Source organism: Pseudomonas sp. GW823-FHT06B06 (genome assembly GCF_058795195.1).
Map to the genome: position 1 here is coordinate 1 of NZ_JBXAHO010000062.1, position 21,749 is coordinate 21,749.

At 63.7% G+C, this 21,749-nt stretch carries 19 protein-coding genes and 1 pseudogene; 2 read left to right on the top strand and 18 right to left on the bottom strand.

Features of this window, described 5'->3' with window-relative positions; genetic code table 11:
• Positions 1 to 497 precede the first annotated feature (497 nt).
• Genes AC1Q8Q_RS30520 through AC1Q8Q_RS30565 form a run of 10 tightly spaced genes read right to left on the bottom strand, consistent with a single transcriptional unit; the run spans position 498 to position 10,202 of the window.
• Positions 498 to 1,376, bottom strand: a complete 879-nt coding sequence (locus tag AC1Q8Q_RS30520; protein ID WP_033043317.1) for an SDR family oxidoreductase — start codon at positions 1,374 to 1,376, stop codon at positions 498 to 500.
• 59 nt (positions 1,377 to 1,435) lie between these two features.
• Complete coding sequence (locus AC1Q8Q_RS30525) at positions 1,436 to 2,587, bottom strand: acetyl-CoA C-acetyltransferase (protein ID WP_020796883.1); 1,152 nt, start codon at positions 2,585 to 2,587, stop codon at positions 1,436 to 1,438.
• 3 nt (positions 2,588 to 2,590) lie between these two features.
• Positions 2,591 to 3,649, bottom strand: coding sequence for an acyl-CoA dehydrogenase family protein (locus AC1Q8Q_RS30530; RefSeq protein WP_020796882.1), 1,059 nt, complete (start codon positions 3,647 to 3,649; stop codon positions 2,591 to 2,593).
• A 9-nt stretch (positions 3,650 to 3,658) separates the two neighbouring features.
• The gene (locus tag AC1Q8Q_RS30535; protein WP_033043316.1) at positions 3,659 to 4,822 is read right to left on the bottom strand and encodes an acyl-CoA dehydrogenase family protein; all 1,164 of its coding nucleotides are present in this window, start codon (positions 4,820 to 4,822) and stop codon (positions 3,659 to 3,661) included.
• A 9-nt stretch (positions 4,823 to 4,831) separates the two neighbouring features.
• Complete coding sequence (locus AC1Q8Q_RS30540) at positions 4,832 to 5,584, bottom strand: enoyl-CoA hydratase family protein (RefSeq protein ID WP_020796880.1); 753 nt, start codon at positions 5,582 to 5,584, stop codon at positions 4,832 to 4,834.
• Positions 5,581 to 6,693, bottom strand: coding sequence for an NAD(P)H-dependent flavin oxidoreductase (locus tag AC1Q8Q_RS30545; protein WP_020796879.1), 1,113 nt, complete (start codon positions 6,691 to 6,693; stop codon positions 5,581 to 5,583). Before AC1Q8Q_RS30545 ends, AC1Q8Q_RS30540 begins: the two co-directional genes overlap by 4 nt.
• Positions 6,690 to 7,598, bottom strand: a complete 909-nt coding sequence (locus AC1Q8Q_RS30550; RefSeq protein WP_020796878.1) for an enoyl-CoA hydratase — start codon at positions 7,596 to 7,598, stop codon at positions 6,690 to 6,692. Before AC1Q8Q_RS30550 ends, AC1Q8Q_RS30545 begins: the two co-directional genes overlap by 4 nt.
• Positions 7,599 to 7,613: 15 nt before the next feature.
• Complete coding sequence (locus tag AC1Q8Q_RS30555; protein WP_020796877.1) at positions 7,614 to 8,411, bottom strand: CoA-transferase subunit beta; 798 nt, start codon at positions 8,409 to 8,411, stop codon at positions 7,614 to 7,616.
• A gap of 12 nt (positions 8,412 to 8,423) precedes the next feature.
• A complete protein-coding gene (locus AC1Q8Q_RS30560) occupies positions 8,424 to 9,299 on the bottom strand; it encodes a CoA transferase subunit A (protein ID WP_492615900.1) in 876 nt (291 codons plus the stop codon).
• Between the two features lie 12 nt (positions 9,300 to 9,311).
• Entirely contained in the window at positions 9,312 to 10,202 is an 891-nt protein-coding gene (locus AC1Q8Q_RS30565; protein ID WP_492615898.1) for a VOC family protein, read from the bottom strand.
• A 787-nt stretch (positions 10,203 to 10,989) separates the two neighbouring features.
• On the opposite strand from AC1Q8Q_RS30565, the pseudogene AC1Q8Q_RS30570 reads away from it, so the two are divergent.
• Positions 10,990 to 11,079: pseudogene (locus AC1Q8Q_RS30570) on the top strand (outer membrane lipoprotein carrier protein LolA); the annotation flags it as partial.
• A gap of 123 nt (positions 11,080 to 11,202) precedes the next feature.
• Here AC1Q8Q_RS30570 and AC1Q8Q_RS30575 read toward each other — a convergent pair.
• Genes AC1Q8Q_RS30575 through AC1Q8Q_RS30585 form a run of 3 tightly spaced genes read right to left on the bottom strand, consistent with a single transcriptional unit; the run spans position 11,203 to position 13,360 of the window.
• A complete protein-coding gene (locus tag AC1Q8Q_RS30575; RefSeq protein ID WP_020801193.1) occupies positions 11,203 to 11,838 on the bottom strand; it encodes a nuclear transport factor 2 family protein in 636 nt (211 codons plus the stop codon).
• Positions 11,838 to 12,611 (bottom strand): SDR family NAD(P)-dependent oxidoreductase, encoded by a 774-nt coding sequence (locus tag AC1Q8Q_RS30580; protein WP_020801194.1) that lies wholly within the window; start codon positions 12,609 to 12,611, stop codon positions 11,838 to 11,840. Before AC1Q8Q_RS30580 ends, AC1Q8Q_RS30575 begins: the two co-directional genes overlap by 1 nt.
• A gap of 14 nt (positions 12,612 to 12,625) precedes the next feature.
• Entirely contained in the window at positions 12,626 to 13,360 is a 735-nt protein-coding gene (locus AC1Q8Q_RS30585) for an SDR family NAD(P)-dependent oxidoreductase (protein ID WP_168758559.1), read from the bottom strand.
• A gap of 253 nt (positions 13,361 to 13,613) precedes the next feature.
• On the opposite strand from AC1Q8Q_RS30585, the gene AC1Q8Q_RS30590 reads away from it, so the two are divergent.
• Positions 13,614 to 14,447 (top strand): alpha/beta fold hydrolase, encoded by an 834-nt coding sequence (locus tag AC1Q8Q_RS30590; RefSeq protein WP_492615899.1) that lies wholly within the window; start codon positions 13,614 to 13,616, stop codon positions 14,445 to 14,447.
• 79 nt (positions 14,448 to 14,526) lie between these two features.
• Here the strand turns inward: AC1Q8Q_RS30590 and AC1Q8Q_RS30595 are convergent, their stop codons facing one another.
• The 5 genes from AC1Q8Q_RS30595 to AC1Q8Q_RS30615 form a co-directional block, all read right to left on the bottom strand.
• Entirely contained in the window at positions 14,527 to 15,759 is a 1,233-nt protein-coding gene (locus AC1Q8Q_RS30595) for an NADH:flavin oxidoreductase (RefSeq protein ID WP_020801197.1), read from the bottom strand.
• Between the two features lie 75 nt (positions 15,760 to 15,834).
• Complete coding sequence (locus AC1Q8Q_RS30600; RefSeq protein WP_179057051.1) at positions 15,835 to 17,481, bottom strand: DUF1302 domain-containing protein; 1,647 nt, start codon at positions 17,479 to 17,481, stop codon at positions 15,835 to 15,837.
• Positions 17,482 to 17,576: 95 nt separating this feature from the next.
• Positions 17,577 to 19,193 carry a FadD3 family acyl-CoA ligase gene (locus AC1Q8Q_RS30605; protein WP_033043320.1) on the bottom strand — a complete coding sequence of 539 codons (1,617 nt, stop codon included), beginning with the start codon at positions 19,191 to 19,193 and terminating at the stop codon, positions 17,577 to 17,579.
• A gap of 31 nt (positions 19,194 to 19,224) precedes the next feature.
• Positions 19,225 to 20,247 carry a ferredoxin--NADP reductase gene (locus AC1Q8Q_RS30610; RefSeq protein WP_020801200.1) on the bottom strand — a complete coding sequence of 341 codons (1,023 nt, stop codon included), beginning with the start codon at positions 20,245 to 20,247 and terminating at the stop codon, positions 19,225 to 19,227.
• A 78-nt stretch (positions 20,248 to 20,325) separates the two neighbouring features.
• Positions 20,326 to 21,513, bottom strand: coding sequence for an acyl-CoA dehydrogenase family protein (locus tag AC1Q8Q_RS30615; RefSeq protein ID WP_020801201.1), 1,188 nt, complete (start codon positions 21,511 to 21,513; stop codon positions 20,326 to 20,328).
• Between the last annotated feature and the right edge of the window lie 236 nt (positions 21,514 to 21,749).

A 21,749-nucleotide genomic window follows, 5' to 3' on the forward strand; every position in this document is an offset into this window, starting at 1 on the left:
TGCTCCGTGGGTCGCCGCGATGGGCCGTCCCTGGCCCAGCGCGGCTAAACCGGCGTCCTGCCGGTTTACCCACTGCGTAATGCCTGCGTTCGGCCTTCGTGGTTAACGGGGCGCCTGCGATCAACAGCAAAGCGAGGCGGCCTTAAAGCCGACCTGACTTTGACGGCTGTACCTGGATCACCTGTAGGAGCGAGCATGCTCGCGAAAAACCCGAGGGTGCCGCGGGGCATCTGGTTTAACGCGTTATCGTTCACGACCATCGCGAGCATGCTCGCGAAAAACCTGAGGGCACCACGGGGTGTCAGGCTCCCCGCGTCATCGTTAACCTCCATCGCGAGCATGCTCGCTCCTACAGGCTCTTCCAAATAACTCGCTGTAAAAGCGAAACACTAAGTGGCCGTTACCGCAGGAACGGATATGTACACCTGAAAGACAAATTATCGTCTGCCAGGACGCCTTCGCCGACAAGCCAACTCCCCCCCTGCAGGTCGAGGGCTTCAGCTTCCCCAGACTTTCTGCGCCTTCGGCGCTTCAGCAAGAATTGCATCCACCGCCGCGCCGATCTCTTCGACTTTCCACAACGCGCCCTTGTCGCAGGTAACGCCCGTGCGCCAGCCATCGCCCAGGGAGATGCGACCGCCCTGGCTTTCGAAGACCTGGCCGGTGACGTGGGCCGACGCCGGGCTGCCCAGCCACACCACCAGCGGCGCGACGTTCTCTGCAGCCCAGGCGTCGAAGCTGCCGTCCTCGGGTTTCTTCACCACGTCGGGCATGGCGCTCTCGGTCATCGAGGTGCGTGCGGCCGGCGCCAGTGCGTTGGCAGTGACGCCATAGCGCGCCAATTCCGCCGCCTGCACCAGGGTCAGCGAGGCGATTCCGCCCTTGGCCGCCGAATAATTGGACTGCCCCACCGAGCCCTGTAACCCGGCGCCGGAGCTGGTGTTGATGATCCGCGCGTCCACCGGCGTGCCGGCCTTGGCCAGGTCGCGCCAGCGGCGGCCGAGGATGTTGGCCAGGCAATAATGGCCCTTGAGGTGGACGCGCATGACCATGTCCCAGTCTTCTTCACTGAGGCTGATGAACATGCGGTCGCGCAACACGCCGGCGTTGTTGATCAGCACATGCACTTCACCGAACGCCGCCAGTGCCGCATCGACGATGCGCTGCGCGGTGGCCAGGGTGGTGATGTCATCGCTGTTGGCGATGGCCTGGCCACCGTTGGCGCGAATCTCCCCTGCCACATCTTCTGCGGCCTCGGCGCGAATATCGTTGACCACTACATTGGCCCCTTGCGCGGCGAACGCCAGCGCGTAGGCGCGACCGAGGCCACCGCCGGCCCCGGTGATGATCACGGTGCGGTCTGCACACATAGCCATGTTTGACTCCTTGAGAATTTGTGTGGCCGCGCGCCCGAAGCGGCGGCCCGCATGAAAAATTACAGGCGTTCGATAATGGTCACGTTGGCCTGCCCGCCGCCTTCACACATGGTTTGCAGGCCGTAGCGACCGCCGCTGCATTCCAGTTCGTTGAGCAGCGTGGTCATCAAGCGTGCGCCGGTGGCGCCCAGCGGATGACCGAGGGCAATCGCGCCGCCGTTGACGTTGGTGCGCGCCGGGTCGTAATCGAGCTCCTTGGCCCAGGCCATGACCACCGAGGCGAAGGCTTCGTTGATCTCGACCCGATCGATGTCGCCCATGCTCAGGCCACTCTTGGCCAAGGCCCGGCGGGTGGCGGCGATCGGTGCGGTGAGGTGCCAGATCGGATCGTCACCGAGCACCGTCAGGTGATGAATCCGCGCCCGTGGCGTCAGGTCGTAGCGCTTGAGCGCCGCCTCGGACACCACCAGCAGTGCCGCCGAGGCGTCGCAGGTCTGGCTGGACACGGCGGCGGTGATCGACGGGAACTGCGGGTCCACCGGTTGCAACTCGGCCATCTTCGCCAGGCTGCTGTGACGCGGCGTTTCATCCACCGCCAGACCTTGGCAGCTGACGATTTCCCGGGCGAATCGGCCACTGGCGATGGCCGCCAGGGCGCGTTCGTGGCTCTGCAAGGCAAAGGCTTCCATCTGCTCGCGGCTGATCTGCCAATGATCGGCGATCCGTTGCGCGGCGTAGAACTGGTTGACGGGCTGCTGGCCAAACCGCGCACGCCAGCCAACGCTGCCCGAGAACGGATCGGCAAAGCCCAGGGGCTGGCCGGCCAGCATCGCGGAGGAAATCGGAATCTGGGTCATCGTCTGTACCCCACCCACCGCGACCACATCCTGGGTGCCGCTCATGACCGCCTGCGCGGCGAAATGCAGCGCCTGTTGCGACGAACCACACTGACGATCCACGGTGGTGCCGGGCACCGTCAGCGGCAAGCCGGCAGCCAGCCAGCTGGTGCGGGCGATATCGCCAGCCTGGGAACCGATGGTGTCGACGCAACCGAATATCACGTCGTCATAGTCTTCGGCGGGGATCACGTTGCGCGCCACCAGCGCCTTGAGCACATGGGCGCCCAGGTCAATGGCGTGGATCTCGCTCAATGAGCCCTTGCGTTTGCCGGTGGGGCTGCGCAGTGCATCAACAATGTAGGCCTGTGCCATGACTCATTCCTCGAAAGTATGCCCCGGCCCCAGGCCGGTGGCGTCGGCGAACAGGTAGTCGCTGACACGGGTTTTGTGAAAGCCGCGGTCGCCCCAGGACGCATCGAGGGCCCAGGCGCGTTTCATGAACATCTGCAAATCCACCTCCCAGGTGTACCCCATCGCACCATGCACCTGGATACCCTTGCGCGCGGCGAGCCAGCTCGCTTCGTTGGCCGCCAGGCGCGCTTGCGAGACCCAGGCGCCCGCGTTGACGTCACCCCGCGCCAAGGCATGGGCCGCGCGGTACAGCACCGGCTTGGCCTGTTCGATGTAGCGGGCGACATCGGCGAGGTGATGCTTGACCGCCTGGAAGCTGCCGATCGGCTTGCCGAACTGTTTGCGCTGGGCCACGTAGTCCACCGACAGGTCGAGCATGCGCTGCGCCAGCCCCAGCAGTTGCCCGGCCACCGACAGTGCACCGCGGTCCAGCAGGTGCGCCTGCAAGGTCCGTCCCTGCTCGCCACTGGCCACGCAGGTGGTCGGCGACGGAGTCCAGGTCACCCGCCCCAGGCGTCGCGAGGCATCGATGCTCGGGTGGTTTTCCACCTCGACCTCGGAGCGCGGCACCACATGGATGTCATCGCCATCGGTGAGGATCAACACTTCGGCCAATTGCGCATCACTGACCAGCGCATTGACTGGATGACTGATCGCCAGGCGCAAGCTGCCATCGGCGATACGCGGCAACAGGTCGGCGCGGGCCGGATGCTGCGCCGGCAGAGCGGCGAGCAAGCCGCTGGCGACATAGGCGGTGTCGGCCAATGAGTCGGGAATGGCGTAGTAACCCAGCTCCTGGGTCATCAGGGCCCAGGTCACATCGTCCATGCCCAGGCCGCCTTCGGCCTCGGGCACCGACAAGGCGGTCAGGCCCTGGCCGGCGATCTTGTTGCGCAGGTCGCGGGAGCGCCCGGCATCGGTCTCCCAGATTTCCCGGAGCATTTCCGGGGCGGCTTCGGTCATCAGGAAACGACTGATGGCTTCGTGGAACGCCAACTGGTCATCGTTGAAAGTGAAGTCCATGGCGGTTCCTTATTTCGGCAAACCGAGCATGCGCTCGGCAATGATGTTGCGCTGGATTTCGTTGGTGCCGGCATAGATCGGCCCGGACTGGGCAAACAGGAAACCCTCCAGCCAACCCGCCGCATCGCCCGCCTGCGCGCCTTTTGCAACCAGCTCGCCGCGCGTACCGAGAATGCGCATGGCGGTCTCGTGCATCTTCAGGTCCAGCTCCGACCAGATGATCTTGTTGATGCTTGATTCGGCGCCGATCTGCTCGCCCCTGCTCAAGCGTCCCACGGTGTGGTAGGCCGACAACGCATAGGCCTCGGCACCCATCCAAGTCTCCAGCACGGCATCGCGCAGGCCCGGATCGCGGTCGGCGCTGGCGCGGTTGGCCTTGTACAGCTCGACCAGCTTGCGTGCCGTGGCCTGGAAGCGCGCCGGTGAACGCAGTAGCAGGCCGCGCTCGAAACCAGCGGTGGCCATCGCCACGTGCCAACCCTGCCCCTCGGCGCCGATGCGGTTGGCCACCGGCACCCGCACGTCGTCGAAAAACACCTCGGCGAAAGCGTCCTTGCCGTTGAGCGCCTTGATCGGGCGAATGCTCACCCCCGGCGTATCGAGCGGCACCATGATGAAGGACAGGCCGTGGTGACGGGCCGACCCCGGCTCGCTGCGGAACAGGCCGAACAGCCAGTCGGCGTAGATCGCCCGGGTCGACCAGGTTTTCTGCCCGTTGATCACGTAATGGTCGCCGTCGAGCAGCGCTTTGCTGGTGATCGCCGCCATGTCGGAGCCGGCGTTGGGCTCCGACCAGCCTTGCGCCCACATGTCCAGGCTGGCCGCCATGCGCGGCAGGAAACGCTGCTTCTGCTCCGGGGTACCGAATTCCATCAGGGTCGGGCCCAGCAACAGCTGGCCGTTCTGGTTGACGCGCATCGGCGCGCCGGCACCGTAATACTCTTCTTCGAAGATCAGCCACTCGATCAAATCGCTGCCGCGACCGCCCAGTTCGGCTGGCCACATCACCATCGACCAGCGGCTCTCGAATAGCGTGGCCTCCCAGGCGCGGTGCTGCTCGAAGCCTTCGCGGGTGTCGTAGCTGGCCAAGGGTTCACGGGGCACATTGGCCGCCAACCAGGCCCGTACTTCGGCGCGGAAGGCGTTTTGCTTGGAGGTATAAGTCAGGTCCATGGCGTTATCTCAGAACTTGGCGTCGCGTTTTTCGACGAAGGCCCGCCGCGTTTCCGCGGAGTCCGGGCTGCTGTAGGCCTGCATGGTGAAGCCCTGTTCCCAGCGGTATTTATCTTCCAGGTTGCCGTCTTCGATACCGTTCAAGGCTTCCTTGGCAATGCGGATCATGCCCGGGCTCTTCTCGGCGATTTTCGCCGCGATGCCCAAGGCGGTTTCGCGCAACTGGTCCTTGCTGACAATGCGTTCGATAAAGCCGTACTGCAGGGCTTCAGGGGCGCCGATGCTGTCCCCGGTAAAGAACAGGTAACGAACTTTTTGTACCGGGAACAGCCGTTGCAAGTGCGCACCGCCGCCCATGGCGCCACGGTCGACTTCGGGCAGAGCGAAGGTCGCGCATTCGGAGGCGACGACGATGTCCGCCGCCCCGGTGATGCCGATACCACCGCCCAGGACAAAACCATGGACCGCGACAATCACCGGCACCGGGTTGCGGTGCACGGCCTTGAAGGTGGCGTAGTTACCGGCGTTGACCTCGACGATTCGCTCCGGATGCTTGTCCAGTTCCTTGATGTCGACACCGGCGCAAAAACCGCGGCCTTCGGCGCGGATCACGATCACCCGCACCTCGGGATTGGCCCCGAGCGCTTCGATCTGTCGCGCCAGGGCATGCCATTCCTGGCTGTCGAGGGCATTAACCGGTGGCTTGGCGATCACCAGTTCAGCGATCCCCTGATTGAGTTGTGTCGTAAATGCCTGGTTCACAGGGGTTCTCCGATACTGGCGGGTTGATTCGTGGCGTGTGTCTGGCTGCGTGCCAGGAGCGCATCCAGGCAGTGCTGGGCCTCGCTGGCGATGCCTTCGATGACTTCGCGGCAACTGAGCAATTCGCCAATGGCTGCGGCGACCTGGCCGCTGGGCAGGATGCCCTCGTCCGGAGCGCCATCGACCATCGAGCGCTGCAACAGCACCGGCTGGTTGGCGGCCATCACCACCTGCGACAGTTGCGAGGGGTCTTCACGCAATGCGCGCAGGAAGACTGCAGCCATGTGCCCCAGGCTCATGCCGGTCTGCTGCTTCCACTGCCACGCGCTGCCCAGGGCTATGCGCAGGCGACCGAAGGGGCCCGCCTGTTCCAGGTGATTGATGAAGCGGTTTTCGATCATCCGGTGGCGCATGCCATCCACCGCCGTGGTCACGCGCACCAACTGCGGATCGTTGACCTTCAGGTAACGTTCGAGGGTCGCGGCCGGTGTCGGCGATTCGCGGGTCATGAGGAACCGCGTGCCCATGGCGATGCCGGCACCACCGGCAGCGAGCACCGAGGCCAGGCCACGGCCGGTGGCGAATCCTCCGGCCGCGATCACCGGTACCTTGACCGCCGCCAGCACCTGGGGCAGCAGGATCGAACTCGGTACGCCGCCAGTATGGCCGCCGCCCTCACCGCCCTGGATGGTGATCATGTCGGCGCCCAGTTCCACGGCCTTGAGCGCATGCTTGAGGGCGCCGACAGTTGGAATGCACAGCACCTTGGCCGCCTTGAAGCGGGCGATGGTCTGTTTGTCCGGACCGCGCCCGTAACTCACGGCGCGCAGACGGTACTTGATCGCCAGGTCGACGCACTGCGCGGCGTTGTCCTGGAACATATGGAAATTGAGCCCGAAGTTGCTGGCGCCAGTGGCGTCGATCACCTTGCGGATTTCGCCTTCCAGTTCGTCGGCCGCGATGGTCGCGCCAGCCAGGAAACCGAAGCCCCCGGCCTGGGTCGTGGCGATCACCAGGTTGGCGTCGGCGACCCACCCCATGGCGGTCTGCACGATCGGGTAACGGCAACCGAGGGCCTCGGTCAGTGGTGTATCCAGCCAGCGGTTCATTGGCTTTTGTCCTCGGCCTGCTTGTTGGCCCGGGCCATGCCCTTGGCGTCGAAGCCGCCCAGTTTGTCGCCGGACAACAGCTCGTTATGGGCATGGGCAAAGTGATGCCAGGCGAACACGGCATCCATCGCCGTGCGTTTGCCTTGCAGGTCTTCGACGTGGTTGATCGCCTGCTTGGTCAGGGCCAGGCCCATGCGCGGCTGACGGGCAATGCCGGCGGCCAGGGCATAGGTGGCCTGCTCCAGCTCATCACGGCTGACCAGGCGGTTGACCATGCCCACTTGCCAGGCTCGGGTGGCGCTCATGCGGTCGCCGGTGAAGAGGAATTCCTTGGCGATTCGCGGGTTCATTTCATAGGGATGGGCAAAATACTCCACCCCCGGAATACCCATGCGCACCACCGGGTCCTGGAAGAACGCGTCGTCGCTGGCAACGATCAGGTCGCAGACCCAGGCCAGCATCAGCCCGCCCGCCACGCACGCGCCATGGACCATGGCGATGGTCGGCTTGGGCAGTTCGCGCCAGCGTCGGCACATGCCCAGGTACACCTCCTGCTCACGGGCATACAGTTGCTCGCCACCGGGCTTGTTGGTGTGGTCCCACCACAGGTGCGCGCGCTCGAACGGCTTGTCGATATCCCGCCCCGGCGTGCCGATATCGTGGCCCGCCGAGAAGTGCTTGCCGTTGCCCCTGAGGACGATGACCTTGACGCTGTCATCGTTCACCGCCTGGCGGAAAAAGCCGTCCAGGGCGTAAGTCATCTGCGAGTTTTGCGCGTTGTTGAAGGTCGGCCGGTTCAGCGTCAACGTGGCAATACCCTCGGCCACGCTGTACAGCACCGGGGTGTCCGTCTCGTAGACGGCGTTGTCCTGGCGGACGATGAATTCACTGTCGCTGCTGTGCATGCTCGCCTCCTTGTCTCAGGCCGTACGGATGCCGGGCGGGTTGCCCTTGATCGCCGTGGCGCGGTATTCGTGGGGATCGAGTCGGCGGATCAGCGCTAACTGCTCAGGGGTCGGATGCGCGGTTTCGTGCAACTGCGCCGACTTGAGCAACGGGAAGCCGGTGTTGTCCTGGACCTGCTCGAAACTCACGCCGGGGTGCAGCGAACGCACCTGCACTGCCCGGTCCGGACCGTTGAAGTCGAGGACGCACAGGTCGCTGACCACGCAATGAATGTCCATCAGGTCGCGACGCGTACCTTCGGGCCAGCGCTCGGCCTTGAAACCGACACCGGAAACCATGTCCACTTCGCCGCTGACGAACACCCGACTGTTATGGCTGGGCACGAAGAACGAGTTGAGGTGGTTGATGCTGTTGCCCGGCAGGCCGCGCACGCCGAGGATCGCCGTTTTGGGCTTTTGATAATCGCCGACGCAGGACAGGTTGGTCTGGCCCCAGCGGTCGATCTGGGTTGGCCCGATCATCGCGTGGCGGCGTCCGCCCCACACGCATTCGAACACTCGCTCGAACGACATGTAGCCCGAATAACGCGGTACGTAGTCGCCACGCGGACCCAGCGGGATCGGCTCTTCGACCAGGAACGCCTCGCTGTCGGTCATCAACAGTTCCGGGCTGTGGGTCAGTTTGGCCAGGCTGGCGCCCAGGCGCGGGATCACGCCCAGGCCCGAGGCAATCACCTCGCCATTGCCGCGCCACGCTTCGCTGGCAGCGACGATCATCAGTTCAGCCAGGGTGAAATCACAGGTTGCAGACATGGTCGATATTCCTCAGAACACGGGAAGGGGCAAGGCGCCCATGGAGTCGGCACCGCCGTTCTGTGCCTGATAGGCCTGCTCGCCACCGGCGATGTAGGTCTGCACATAGTCCTGCCAGCCGTTCTCCGCCTGGCTGCTGGCGACGTAACCCTTGAGATGCTTCATGTCCCAGCCGTAGTCGGGGGCGCAGAGTGTCGGGTGCGCACCCAGGGGCGCATGCACCACGCCGCTCACCAGATAGCGCTCGAAAGTATTGAAGCGGGCTTGCTCGGCGCTCAGCGCCAGGTGATCTTCCAGGCGCTCGCACGAGACAAAGCACTGCTTGGCGGCGCGGGCAAACAGGTGATCGAAATAGGGGTCCGGCCCGGTCACCAGGCAGTTGCCCAGGCGATCGGCGACGTTGACGTGCAGGAATGCCACGTCGAGGTTGAGCGCCGGCATCGCCAGCAGCACCTCGCCATCGGCATAGGGCGACTGGATGGTCTTGAGCTGCGGGTTCAGGCGCGTCACATCGGTGGCCAGGCCACAACGAGTCGGCAGGAACGGCAGACGCATGCCAGCGGCACGCAGGCCCCACTGGAACATGCCTTCGTCCAGTTCCATCAACTCCAACTCACCGGCTTCGCGGGCCTTGCGATAGTAGGGTTCCAGCGGAATGGCATCGAGGGTGGCGAAACCGAACACCAGCTTCTTGACCTTGCCGGCAGCGCACAGCATGCCCACTTCCGGACCGCCGTAGGCGACCACGGTCAGGTCCTTGACGTCTGAGCGCAGGATCTCGCGCACGATGGCCATCGGCTTGCGCCGCGGGCCCCAGCCGCCGAAACCGATGGTCATGCCATCGCGCAATTGAGCGACCGCATCGGCCGCTGTCAGTTGTTTGTTCATCATGACAATTCCTTAACGTTGGCCGACCGAAAAGTCGTGCCCCCAAATGCTCACGCGGGTGAACTCGAACGCTGAGTGCTCGGCCCAGTCGACTTGCAACCCGCCAAAGCCGTACTCCAGGTCGAAGCCGGACGGTGTCTTCATGTAGAAACTGGTCATGCGGTCATTGAGGTGCTGGCCGAGGGTGGCCGACAGGGCTACCTCATGGGCGCGCAGACGGTCGTGGGCACGGCCGACTTCGGTCATCGAATCGACCTCGACCATCACGTGCACGCAACCTGACGGCACCGGGTACTCGGCCAGTGCCAGGCTGTGGTGGCGAGCGTTCTGGCAATGCAGGAAGTGAATGCGGATCGGCGCCACGGACGGGTCTGGACGGAAGTTGAAAATGTCCGACAGTTCGAAGCCCAGCACATCCTTGGCGAACGCCATGGTGGCGTCGAAGTTCGGCGCCGGCAGCACCGTGTGACCCAGGCCCATGTCACCAGTGATGAAACGCGGAACACCCTGGGGCGAGACAAATGGCAGGCAATCTGAGCGATGGCCCCAGCTCAGTTCATGGCAGTTGCCCGATGGGTCGGTGAGCTTGACCAGCGCCTGTACGCCGCGCTGCTCGATCTCGGCGGCGGAGCCTGGCTGCCATTCGATACCGGCTGCACTTAGATGCTCGAGGGCGGCCTTGAATGCCGTCTCGTTGGCCAACTCCCAGCCAGAGGCCAAATAACGCGCTTCAGCGCCTTCGACGATCAGCATGCGAAACGGACGCTCGTCCATTTTCACGTACAGGCCACCGCCCGGCGCCGGGTTCACTTGCATGCCCAGCACGTCTTCGGCGTAACGCTGCCAATGACTGAGGTTTTCGATCTGCGAGACGAAATAGCTCAAACCGCGAATGTCGATCATGCCTGGGTCCTCGTTGGCTGAAAGGGTTTCGTGGTGAGCATTGTGCAAAGCAGTGCGCGTGGCTTCATCGTCCGTTGAGACTAAGCACGGGTGGGTCTTGGGCTCTTCGTGGGAGCGGGCTTGGTCGCGAAGGCTTTGTGTCTGGCGACTGGGATTTTTAGGGTGGTGTGCATATCCATTGCTACGGTAACGGCCGCCTATGGTTTCGCCCTTACGGCGAGTCCCTTTTTCAAACGCCAAAAAGGAACCAAAAGGCTTTGCCCCACCACTCGGTGCCTCGCAAGGGCTCGGCATGCCCTCTCTCCGGCATTGCTCCGTGGGTCGCCGCGATGGGCCGTCCCTGGCCCAGCGCGGCTAAACCGGCGTCCTGCCGGTTTCCCCACTGCGCAATGCCTGCGTTCGGCCAGCGTGGTTAACGGGGCACCCCAGATCAAAAACAAAAGCGAGGCGGCCTTAAAGCCGACCTGACTTTTCCGGTTACCCCCGACCTGATCGTTCCCACGCTCTGCGTGGGAATGCATCCTGTGACGCTCCGCGTCACCATTGCGCACGGCTCACGTCATGCGTCGTCAGCGGAACGCGGAGCGTCCCTGGCGGCATTCCTTTGCTGCGCGTGGGAACGATCACAAGCGCACGCTTCGACAAACAGGTCGGCTGTCAGGCCGCCTTGCTTTGGCTGTTGCTTTTGATTTTCTTGCCCCCTCGAGAGGCCGAGTGGAGGTTCTGCGCAGTGGCTAAACCGTCATGGATGCCGGTTTAGCCACGCTGGGCCATTGTAGGAGCGAGCATGCTCGCGATGGTCGTCAACGATGACGCTGGGCACCTGACACCCCTCGGCGCTCTCAGGTTCATCGCGAGCATGCTCGCTCCTACAGTGCAGAACCTAGGTGGCCGTTACCGCAGCAACGGATACACACCCAATCCAGACCAAACAGGCAGCCAGAGCTACCCAGCAGGAGCAAGCGGCCGGCGATTCACCACCTCAAAGATCCCACGGTTTTCAACGCACCCGAATCTTCGGATCACCCGCCCCCCGACGCAGATTGGCGAGGAAACCCTCCAACGGTGCAGGTTCGGCGATCTGCGGCAAGGCATCCTTGTCCGGGCGTTGCGCCCAGAAGGCATCCCAGGACGGAAACAGCTCGTGGAAGGTACCGGCGTAAGGCTCCCGCCCTGGCCAGCGCATTTTCAGGCCGCCGATTGGCGGTTTGTTCAGGTCGCTAGCGTACCAGTAGCACGGCAAGCGGCGACGGAAGCACCAGCGCCCGTCGATCCGCTCGTAGTCGTCCCAGTACAGCATTTGCATGACCACCCACTCGGGACCGGTCTCATGTTCGTTCTTCGAATAGACCACGCCCGTGGCGTGATCGGCATCGCTGAACTCGATGATGTGTTGCCCCAGGTGGTGGGAGGTGCCGTGGAACTGCTTGCGCATGGTTTCGTCCAGCCACGCCTTGAGGTGCGCGCGGCCGCTCTTGTCGCGGCCCACCCGCACGTCCGGGGCGAAGCAGTTGGCCATGGCGTCCATGTCGCGCATGTCCAGGGCCAGGGCGTACTTGCCGGCCAGTTGGCGGATCGCGTCCAGCGACTCCAGGCGGTCGATGCGCTCAAGCAAGCTGTCGTTGTCCTGGTTCATCAGTCGAGCACCGTGTACAGGTCCGAACCGCGTCCGCCGTCCACCGCCAGGCTCGCGCCGGTGACATACGACGCCTCGTCGCTGGCCAGGAACACAATGGCGTTGGCCAACTCCACCGGCAGGCCGACCCGTTTCATCGGGATGACTTTTTCCGTGTTGCTGCGGGTCTTGGCATCGGCCAACATGCCGGCCGTGGCCGGGGTGTCGACCACACCGGGAATGATCACGTTGCAGCGGACGTTGTGCGGTGCACCTTCACTGGCCGCTGCGCGGCTGAAGTTGATCACCGCTGCCTTGGCCGCCGAGTAACCGGCCATCCACGCCGTACCGAACAGGCCGCAGATCGAAGCAATGTTGACGATCGAACCGCCGCCCTGCGCTTTCATCAATTGCATCGCGGTGCGAGTGCCCCAGAAGGTGCCGTCCACGGTGGTGGCGAAATTGGCGTGCCAGTCGGCCGTAGTCATGGTGTCGATGCCGCCCCAGGTGTAGGCCATCGCGTTGTTGACCAGGATGTCCAGGCGCCCGTGACGTTGCGCGGTGGCTTGCAGCGCACCGACGTAGGCCTGTTCATCGCTGACATCGGCGACGGCGATCTCGGCCTGCCCACCCTGGGCATGGATCTTTTCCTGCACGCCCTGCAGGGGCTCGATGCGACGCCCGCACAGCACCACCGTGGCGCCCTCTTCGGCGAACCGCAATGCGGTGGCTTCGCCGATGCCGGAACCGGCACCGGTGACGAAGGCGATTTTTCCTTGTAGACGCTTGCTCATGGGTGACTCCCTGATCAGATAAAGGCCATGCCGCCGTTGACGGCGATGTTCTGCCCGGTCATGAAACTGGCATCTTCGCTGGCCAGGAACACCGCGACCCGGGCAATCTCGTCGGTCTCGCACATACGGCCCAGGGGCACGTTTTTCAGCAGCGCCTGCATGTAGTCGTCAGGGATGCCGGCCATCATCGGTGTGTTGGTCGGCCCAGGCACCAGGGTGTTGACGCGTATGCCACTGGCAGCCAACTCACGGGCGATCGAACGGGTCAGGCCCATCACCCCGGCTTTCGAAGCGCAGTAATGGCTTGGGCCGTCACCGGTCAGTGCGGCGGTGCTGGAGAGGTTGATGATTGCGCCCTTGCGGCCGCCCTTGACCATCAGCTTGGCGCCCTCGCGGCAGCACAGGAAGGTGCCGCCCAGGTTCACGCCGATCACCCGCGCCCAACTTTCGTCCGGCGTTTCGAGGAAGCTGTCCAGCGCGCCCACGCCCGCGTTGTTGACCAGGATGTCGAGACCGCCGAAGTGCTGTTCGGCCTGGCCCATGGCGTCGGCCACGGAGGCGCCGTCACCGACGTTGCAAGACAACGCCAGTACGCTGCCTCCCAGATCTGCCAGGCTCTCGGCCAGGGCAGCCTGGTTCAGGTCGACGGCCACCACCTTGGCGCCTTCGGCGACAAAACCGCGCACGATGGCCTGGCCCATGCCCTGCGCGGCGCCGGTCACGAAGGCCACTTTATCGAGTAACTTCATAGCAATCTCCAAGTCTGCGAATACGCTGCGGCCCGCTGCAATGGAGCCGTCACTTGCATGATTAGCGGCAAGGCCCCGGGCACACATCGTCCGATGGGACTAGCGCCACGTGGTCTGAACGGACGATGTGAACACCCCCGTCTACGCCCAGCATTCGCAAGGCGCGCAACTCGCCAGGCGCTGTTTCCCCTTCGATCCGCTGCAGCGCCTGGCGCGGTTGTGCCTCATGAATCCGCAGACAATGGAGAACCCCATGAACCAACCCGTAGACCTGCCCCTGCCCGTCGGCCATTACGCGACCCTGCCCAACGGCCTGCGCCTGCACTATCTGGATGAGGGCGCAGGCCCCGTGGTGCTGTGGCTGCACGGCAGCGGGCCGGGTGCCAGTGGCTTCAGCAACTTCAAGGGCAACTACCCGCAATTCGTCGCCGCGGGCTATCGCAACCTGGTGCTCGACCTGCCCGGTTTCGGTCGTTCGGACAAACCCGAGGACGTGCAGTACAACCTGGAGTTCTTCGTCGATTGCGTGGCGGCTTTCCTGGAGTCGGTCGGTGTGCGACGTTGCACGCTGCTGGGTAATTCGCTGGGTGGCGCGATCGCCCTGGGTCTGGCCCTGCGCCTGCCGCACCTGGTTCAGAGCCTGATTCTGCTGGCACCCGGTGGTGTCGAAGAGCGGGAAACCTACTTCAAGATGGAAGGTATCGTGCGCATGGTCAGCCTGTTCAGCGCCGGCCCCATCGGCATGGAGGAGATGCGCAGCATGATGCGCCTGCAGCTGTTCGATGACTCGATCCTGCCGGAAAGCCTGCTGCAGGAACGCGTGGCGGTGGCGGTGACCCAGCCGAAGAACCTGTTCAGTACGATGATGGTGCCGAACATGGAAGCGCAGTTGGGTGACATTCAGTGCCCGATCCTGGGCTTCTGGGGCACCAACGATCACTTCAACCCGGTCAGTGGCGCCCAACGCATCATCGACGGCGCGCCGAACGCCCGCTTCATTGTGCTCAACCGCTGCGGGCATTGGGTCCAGGTGGAACACCGCGAACTGTTCAACCGCAGCTGCATCGACTTCCTGCAGAACGGCTGATCGACAAACACCACAAAACCTGTGGGAGCGGCGGTGCGGCGATCCCACAGGGTTTGTGGTGTATTGGTTGCCTGGGTTGTTAGCGATCTGCCGCCTTCTGGCTGTTCAATATCGCGTCACCGGGCTGGCCGAGTACGCAAGACGTGCCACCCGGGGTGTACATCATCGCCACGCAGCGGTTGCAGGCGGTGCAGATCGAGTCGCGGCTGGCGCCACTTTCGAGTTTGTTGATGTAGTCATTTTCGGCCAGCAACACCCGGCCCATGGCGACCAGGTCAAAGCCCTCGGCCATGATTTTTTCGATGCTCGCCAGGCTCTTGGCACCGCCCAGATAAGCCAACGGCATTTTCACCGCCGCACGCACCTTGCGCGCATGCTCGAGCAAATAGAGTTCACGGAACTCCACCGTCGGCTCCTTGCGCCGCTGGATGGCCATCGCCAGGGCAATGATCTTGTTTTTCTGCTGCACGCGGTTTTCCTTGGGGAACGAGGAGCCGAACATGGTGGTGATCGACTCGGCATTCATACCCGCGCTGAGCACCAGCAAGTGCGCGCCCTCTTCTTCCAGCATGCGGGCAATCTTCGCCCCGTCTTCGGCGCTGTTACCGGCGCGCACGCCTTCCGTGACGCTGTATTTGCAGATCACCGCCATGTCGTGGCCGACCGCATCCAGCACCGCTCGCAGCACCCGGCGCGGAAAGCGCAGGCGGTTTTCCAGGCTGCCGCCGTACTGGTCCCGGCGCTTGTTGTACATCGGCGAAATGAACTGGCTCAGCAGGTAGCCGTGGCCCATGTGGATTTCCACGGCATCGAATCCCGCCTGGCGTGCCAGGCGTGCGCCTTGCGCGAAGTCGCGCACCACTTGCTGCATGTCGGATTCGTTCATCGCCTGCTTGAGGAACATGCCACTCATCAGGCCTATCTTGTTGAAACCGCCGCTGGCCGACAGCGGACGCTTGGTCGAGCGCTCGCGGATAAAGGTAAAGCAACCGCCATGGGTGATCTGCGCGCTGGCCAGGCCACCGGCCTGGTGCACACCCTCGGTCAGGGCCTTGAAGTGCGGCAGGCTGGATTGGGTCAGGGTCAATTGGTTGGGCAAGGTACGACCATCGCTGCTCACCGCGCAGTAGGCCACGGTAGTCAAGGCGATGCCGCCAGCGGCCAGGGCCGAGTGCAGCTTGACCAGTTGCTTGGACGGCACGCTCTGGGCACTCATGCCCTCGTTGGTGGCGGACTTGATAAAGCGGTTCTTCAGGGTCAGTGGGCCAATGGTGATCGGGCTGAACGGTGATGGGGTCGGACGAGGATTCATGACAGGCCTCTCTTTATTTTTATCGGGCTAAAAACGAGGGACTGCGTCGCCAGACGCGCGACGCAGCCATGATCATCAGAAGGTGTACTTGGCGTTGAGCGACAGGTAGTCGCGGTCAGCCAGCAGTCGGCCCTGGGCAACGTCCGGCGAACTCAGGTACGCGACATAGGTCATGCCGATCTGGAAGTTGCCCAGGTACTTGAAGTCGCCACCCACGGTCAGGCGCTTCTCGTCGCGGCCCAGGCCCTGATAGGCGCTGCCGTCGACGTTCTGCGTCCATACCACTTTGGTGCTCAGGTCCAGGCCGGTGGCGATGGACGGGTAATCCATGTAGGCGCCGACGCCGAACAGGGTCGAGCCACGGGTCTGGGTCTTCGATTCGAACTGGTCGAAGGTGCCGTCCACGCCGGCCCCGCCACCGGTGATCGTCAGGCTGTCGACCCCGTCGATGTGTTGATGCACCACCTCACCCATGAAGGTGGTCTGCTGGGCGAGCAGGCTTGGCCCCAGGATGTACATGGCGTTGAGGTTGCCCTGCCAGATCTGCCCGGTGGTCGGCGCGCCGTTGTTGAGGTAGACCGAGGCGCCATCGCGGTAGCTCAAGTCACCGGCGTACTGCACCGAATCGCCGACCTTGGAGCTGAAACTGACACCTGTCAGCTTGACGTCTTCGAAGTAGCCCAGGCGATAGGAGGGCGCGGTGCCGTCGTGCCCGATGCCCTTGAGCGAAGAGTATTGGGTGGTGCCGGTGAAGTCGAAGAACATCGAGCCGATGCGCTCGTTATAGCGGTAATGGAACAGCCCCACTTCGGTGTTCTCGGTGATCCGGTAGCGCACGCCCAGGCCCCATTGGCCGCTGTCGCTGGCGTCTTTTTCACCGGCATAACCGACCGCCAGGCCGTTGGGCAGGCTGTTGACCACCCCGCTGCCCAGGCGATAGAACTCGGCACCGGGACCGAAGGTGTCGCTGCCGAAGTAGTCGCCCACGGGATTGAGCTGGGTCTTTTCCCACTCGTACTGGTAGTAGCCCACCAGCGCGAGGTCTTCGTTCAGCGACCACGACCCGGACACCTGCCCTACCGGCAAGTACGAGTCCTTGGCCTCGGTACCCGGCACGTTGAACTTGGTCGCATCTACCGGGGCCTGGCCCTGGCTGATGTTGGGCCAGAACAGGCTCTCGCCCCAGGCCACCAGATGCCGCCCGGCCTTGAGCGACAGGTACTGGGTCTCGCCGAGCTCGAAGTTGCCATACACATACGCATCGAGCAGGCGCGCCATGCTGCCACTAAGCCTGCGGGTTTCGTCGCTGAAACCATCGTTGTGCCCGGTCTTGTTCACCGTCTGCGGCGAATCGTTGGCATTTTTCTGGTTATAGACATCGTCATAGAACTGGCTGCCACGCAGCACCGCTCCAAGGTTGTCGTGCTTGAGCTGCAGTTCGCCGAACAGGCTCAGGCGGTTATTGATCAACGAGCCGCGCTTGAAGTTGCGCGTGCCGTCGTCGTTGTTCGGATCGTTGAGGTACTGACTCGCCTGCTTGGCGGTACGCATGGAGGCGGTGTAGTTGACCGTCAGCGACGAATCCAGGGTGGTATTTTCCCCCAGTTCGATGCTCGGTGCGGCGCTGGCCGTGGCACTGGCGATGGTGATGGCCGTTGCCAACAGACAGCGACCAACGCTCAACTCTCCCGAATGGCGCGCGACAGTGTTTCCCGTGAACATGCTCCTCTCCTTTTGTTGTTGTTTTTTCTGGTGTCGCCACAGCATGAAAAAAGCCGATGCCGCGCACATCGTCCGTTTGGTGAGATGAGTGCGCCTCATGCCTGGGCGCTATTGGCCACCAGCGCGCGCAGTTCGTTCTTCGCCACCTTGCTCGACGGGTTCAATGGCAAGGCATTGAGGAAGCGCACCTGGCGCGGCACCTTGTAATTGGCCATCTGCTCCCGGCTCCAGGCGATCAATTGCGCCTCGTCGAGCTCTCGTCCTTCACGCAGCACTACACAGGCACACCCGACTTCACCCATGCGTTCATCGGCGACACCGATCACCGCCACCTGGGCAATGGCCGGGTGCCTGATCAGCGCTGCCTCGATTTCCGCCGGGTAGCAGTTGAAACCGCCGACGATGAACATGTCCTTCAAGCGATCGGTGATGATCAGGTTGCCCGCCCCGTCCAGGCGCCCGACATCGCCGGTGTGCAGCCAACCTTCGGCGTCGATGGCTTCGCGGGTCGCTTCAGGGTTCTGGAAATAGCCCTGCATGATGTGAAAACCACGCAGGCAGATCTCACCGGTCTGCCCCGCGTCCAGCGCCTGGTTGTGCGGGTCGCGGATGCTCACTTCGGTGCCGGCGATCGGCCGGCCGCTGGTGCCGGCAATCACCTGCGCTGAATCTTGTGGATCGCAGATGGTCGCCAGTCCGCCACACTCGGTCAGGCCGTAGGCGGTGGTCACCACGGCGAATCCCAGCTCATTGCGCATGCGCTCGATCAGGCTCGGCGGGATGCTCGCCGAGCCGGTCACCGCGATTCGCAGGCTCGACAGGTCGGTCTGCTTGAGTTGCGGATGGGCCAGCAGCGAGAGATACAGGGTCGGCGCACCGGGCAGGACGCTGATGCGCTCACGGGCGATGCGCTGGAACACTTGTTCGGCATCGAACACCGCATGGGGCAGGATGGTCGCCCCGCCGATCAGGCAGGTTAGCCAACCGGCCTTGTAGCCAAAGGCATGAAAGAACGGATTGACGATCAGGTAGCGGTCCTCTGGTACCAGGCCGAGGACCCTGACGTATTCGGTGAAGGCCCGCAGGTTCTGGCCATGGCCACTCATGACGCCCTTGGGTTTGCCGGTGGTGCCGGAGGTGAACAACAGGTCGCACATGGCCTCGGGGCCGACCGCCATTGCACGGCGCTTGGCGCTGCCGGCATCGATAGTCGCGGCACCCTGCAGGAACTGTGCAAGCGTCAGGTCCGAAGGCTGCTCCGGCGTGTCGCCATCGATGATCACCAGATGTTCGAGGCTGGCCGGCCGATGAGGTGCGAGCAGCGCCGGGTAGTCGACGTCGAGAAAACGCTGCTGGACAAACAACACCCGGCAACCGCTGCGCTCCAGCACATCCGCGGCCTCAAGGCCCTTCATGCGCGTGTTGATCGGCACCAGCACCGCACCGGCGCACTGAGTGCCCAGCGCCGCGAGGATCCAGTCGCCACTGTTTGGCGCCCAGACGCCAACTCGGTCACCGGCCTGGATACCCAAGGCCATCAAGCCCCGGGCGAAGCCCATGACGCGATCGGGCAGATCGGCGTAGTCGATGCATTGGCCGTGTTCTTCAATGGCCGTGCGCCCGGCAAAACGTTCGGCACTGCTGAAGACCAACTGGGCAAGGGTGACAGGGGCAGCGCTCAGGGGCGCGGCAAGGTTCAGGCTCTGATTCATCGTGGGCTCGTGCTTGGCATCATGGAGGGCATCAATCGGGAAAGCGGATACGCAGTTGTGCGCTGGTGGGCACCGCCTGACAGGCAAGGATCCAGCCTTCGGCCAGATCGCCCGCGTCCAGTGCATCGTTGTGCAGCAGTTCGACCTCGCCGCTTTCCAGGGTGCACATGCACGAGGCGCAGCCACCGACACGACAGGCGCTGGGTGGGTTCAGGCCGGCGCGCTCCATGGCAGCCAACACGGTTTCGCCGCTGTCACAGGCCAGCTGGTGATCCTCGCCATCCAGGCGCACCGCCAACTGCGCGGCCACGGCCGCCTCGCTGCTGGTCACCTGCGGCAATTCACCTTCGCCGGGCAGCGAGACGAAGCGTTCGACGTGCACCCGGCGATCCGGCATGCCGAGGGTTTTTAGCGCACTGACCGCCGCGTCCATGAACGGGCCCGGACCACAAATGAACGCCTGGGCGTCGATAAACGACCGCGCCAGCTCGGCCAGTTGCCCGACGCTCGGGATGCCCTGCACCGAATCGAGCCAATGGACGATTTGCAGGCGCTGCGGATGAGCGCTGGCCAGGCTTCTGAGTTCGTCCTTGAAAATCACCGAGGACTCATCGCGGTTGGCATAGATCAGCAGGACCCGGCCGGTTCCGGCGAGCAACGCCGAACGCAGGATCGACAGCACCGGGGTCACGCCGCTGCCGCCACCGAACAGCAGCAAGTCACCGTCAAGGCTGCGTGGCACGAACACCCCGGCCGGTGGCAGCACCTCAAGGTTCTGCCCGGCCTGCAACTCGCCGCACAACCAGTTCGACGCGCGTCCCTCGTGCACGCGCTTGACCGTTACTCGCAACGGCTCATCCAGCAACGGCGTGCTGGACAATGAGTAACATCGGGGCAGCCAACCGTCCTCGAAAGGGACGCGCAAGGTCAGGAATTGGCCGGGTTGATAGCGAAAACGTTCGCTCAGATGCTCGGGCACGTCGAACACCAGGGATCGCGCATCGGCGGTTTCCTCGATCACGCGCGCCACGCGCAGGGCAAGATAATTGTTCATAGGTCAGGTACTCATGACCACCTGGCCGTGGATCACGGACAGGTGGAAACCCAAGGGGGCGAAACAGGCTCCGTCGCCTCAGACGTAAGGGTCCGGGTTGGGCAGGCCGAGCATCACCGCGCCGTAGCTGCGCCCGTAGGCCATGTAGTTGTTGGCGATGTGTCCGCGCGCCTGGTGCAGGTCGCGGAACAGTCGTGCCACCGGGTTGGTGTTGTACAGACCCGAAGCGGCCATGCTGCGCAGCAGATCGTTGGCGCGTTCGGCGCAGATGTTGGTCACATAGGCCGACTGGTAGCGATACAACAGACGGGTCTCGGTGTCCGGGTATTCGCCGGCACGGGCCAGGGTCATCAGGTGCTCGTAGTTGCGCTCCAGCACCAGGCGCAGGCTATCGACGGTGACCATCGCTTCGGCCACGGCGGTCTGTGCCACCGGGTCCTCAGCGGTACGGGCGCCGTGCTTGCCGATGTGCTTGGCGGCATTGTCGCGGAACTCGTTGATCGCGCCCTGCAGGGCGCCGATGGCCGAGGTCGAGACGGCGCGGGAGAACACCTGGGCGAACGGGATCGCGTAGATCGGGTTGGTGTTGACCAGGCGCCCGGGTGTCGCTTCGAGGGTCCAATTGTTGGTGCGTTGCACACGATGGGCCGGGACGAATACATCTTCGACCACGATGTCATGGCTGCCGGTGCCGCGCAGGCCCATCACGTCCCAGTTGTGTTCGATCTGATAGTCGTGACGCGGCAGCAGGAAGGTACCGTGCTCGGCGGCCATCTCGCCATCGGGTGGCAGGATGCCGCCCAGGAACACCCACTGGCAGTGTTCGCTGCCGCTGGAGAAACCCCAGCGCCCGCTGATGCGGTAACCGCCCTCGACCACCGTGACCTTGGCCGCCGGCATATAGGTCGAGCAAATCAGCGCGCTGTGGTCATCGGCCCAGACTTCGCGCTGCGCCTCGATCGGGTAACGCGCCAGCTGCCAGGGGTGAACGCCCATCACACCGTAGATCCAGGCTGTGGACATGCACCCTTCGGCGAGGATGGTCTGGATTTCGAAGAAGGTGCGCGGGTCCACTTCATAACCGCCGAACGCCTTTGGCTGCAAGGCCCGCAGCAGGCCGGCGGACTGCAACTCGACGACGCTCTCCACCGGCACCTTCAAGTCCTTGTCGGCCTGCGCCGTGCGTGCCTTGAGTGCCGGCACCAGGCTGCGTGCCCGTTCAAGCAGATCACGTTCGTCCTGGGTCTTTTCTCGCATGCTGTGCATCACTCAATTCTCCCGATCTCACTGCGCCACTGCGCCAGTTGTGATGGATCATCGGATTGAGCGGGGAATCATTCATCGTCAAAGCGGACTAGGGGTGCTTTGGTGGACAGCCTACCGGGGTATTTACGGGGTACATATCCGTTGCTGCGGTAACGGCTACTTATGGTTTCGCCCTTACGGCGAGTCACTTTCGAAAAGCGCGAAAGTAACCAAAGCGCTCTTGCCCCACCACTCGG

Excerpts from the sequence above, each read along its gene's own strand:
- AC1Q8Q_RS30520 (WP_033043317.1), bottom strand. The coding sequence starts at position 1,376 with ATGGCTATGTGTGCAGACCGCACCGTGATCATCACCGGGGCCGGCGGT.
- AC1Q8Q_RS30525 (WP_020796883.1), bottom strand. The coding sequence starts at position 2,587 with ATGGCACAGGCCTACATTGTTGATGCACTGCGCAGCCCCACCGGCAAA.
- AC1Q8Q_RS30530 (WP_020796882.1), bottom strand. The coding sequence starts at position 3,649 with ATGGACTTCACTTTCAACGATGACCAGTTGGCGTTCCACGAAGCCATC.
- AC1Q8Q_RS30535 (WP_033043316.1), bottom strand. The coding sequence starts at position 4,822 with ATGGACCTGACTTATACCTCCAAGCAAAACGCCTTCCGCGCCGAAGTA.
- AC1Q8Q_RS30545 (WP_020796879.1), bottom strand. The coding sequence starts at position 6,693 with ATGAACCGCTGGCTGGATACACCACTGACCGAGGCCCTCGGTTGCCGT.
- AC1Q8Q_RS30550 (WP_020796878.1), bottom strand. The coding sequence starts at position 7,598 with ATGCACAGCAGCGACAGTGAATTCATCGTCCGCCAGGACAACGCCGTC.
- AC1Q8Q_RS30555 (WP_020796877.1), bottom strand. The coding sequence starts at position 8,411 with ATGTCTGCAACCTGTGATTTCACCCTGGCTGAACTGATGATCGTCGCT.
- AC1Q8Q_RS30560 (WP_492615900.1), bottom strand. The coding sequence starts at position 9,299 with ATGAACAAACAACTGACAGCGGCCGATGCGGTCGCTCAATTGCGCGAT.
- AC1Q8Q_RS30565 (WP_492615898.1), bottom strand. The coding sequence starts at position 10,202 with ATGATCGACATTCGCGGTTTGAGCTATTTCGTCTCGCAGATCGAAAAC.
- AC1Q8Q_RS30575 (WP_020801193.1), bottom strand. The coding sequence starts at position 11,838 with ATGAACCAGGACAACGACAGCTTGCTTGAGCGCATCGACCGCCTGGAG.
- AC1Q8Q_RS30580 (WP_020801194.1), bottom strand. The coding sequence starts at position 12,611 with ATGAGCAAGCGTCTACAAGGAAAAATCGCCTTCGTCACCGGTGCCGGT.
- AC1Q8Q_RS30585 (WP_168758559.1), bottom strand. The coding sequence starts at position 13,360 with ATGAAGTTACTCGATAAAGTGGCCTTCGTGACCGGCGCCGCGCAGGGC.
- AC1Q8Q_RS30590 (WP_492615899.1), top strand. The coding sequence starts at position 13,614 with ATGAACCAACCCGTAGACCTGCCCCTGCCCGTCGGCCATTACGCGACC.
- AC1Q8Q_RS30595 (WP_020801197.1), bottom strand. The coding sequence starts at position 15,759 with ATGAATCCTCGTCCGACCCCATCACCGTTCAGCCCGATCACCATTGGC.
- AC1Q8Q_RS30600 (WP_179057051.1), bottom strand. The coding sequence starts at position 17,481 with ATGTTCACGGGAAACACTGTCGCGCGCCATTCGGGAGAGTTGAGCGTT.
- AC1Q8Q_RS30605 (WP_033043320.1), bottom strand. The coding sequence starts at position 19,193 with ATGAATCAGAGCCTGAACCTTGCCGCGCCCCTGAGCGCTGCCCCTGTC.
- AC1Q8Q_RS30610 (WP_020801200.1), bottom strand. The coding sequence starts at position 20,247 with ATGAACAATTATCTTGCCCTGCGCGTGGCGCGCGTGATCGAGGAAACC.
- AC1Q8Q_RS30615 (WP_020801201.1), bottom strand. The coding sequence starts at position 21,513 with ATGCACAGCATGCGAGAAAAGACCCAGGACGAACGTGATCTGCTTGAA.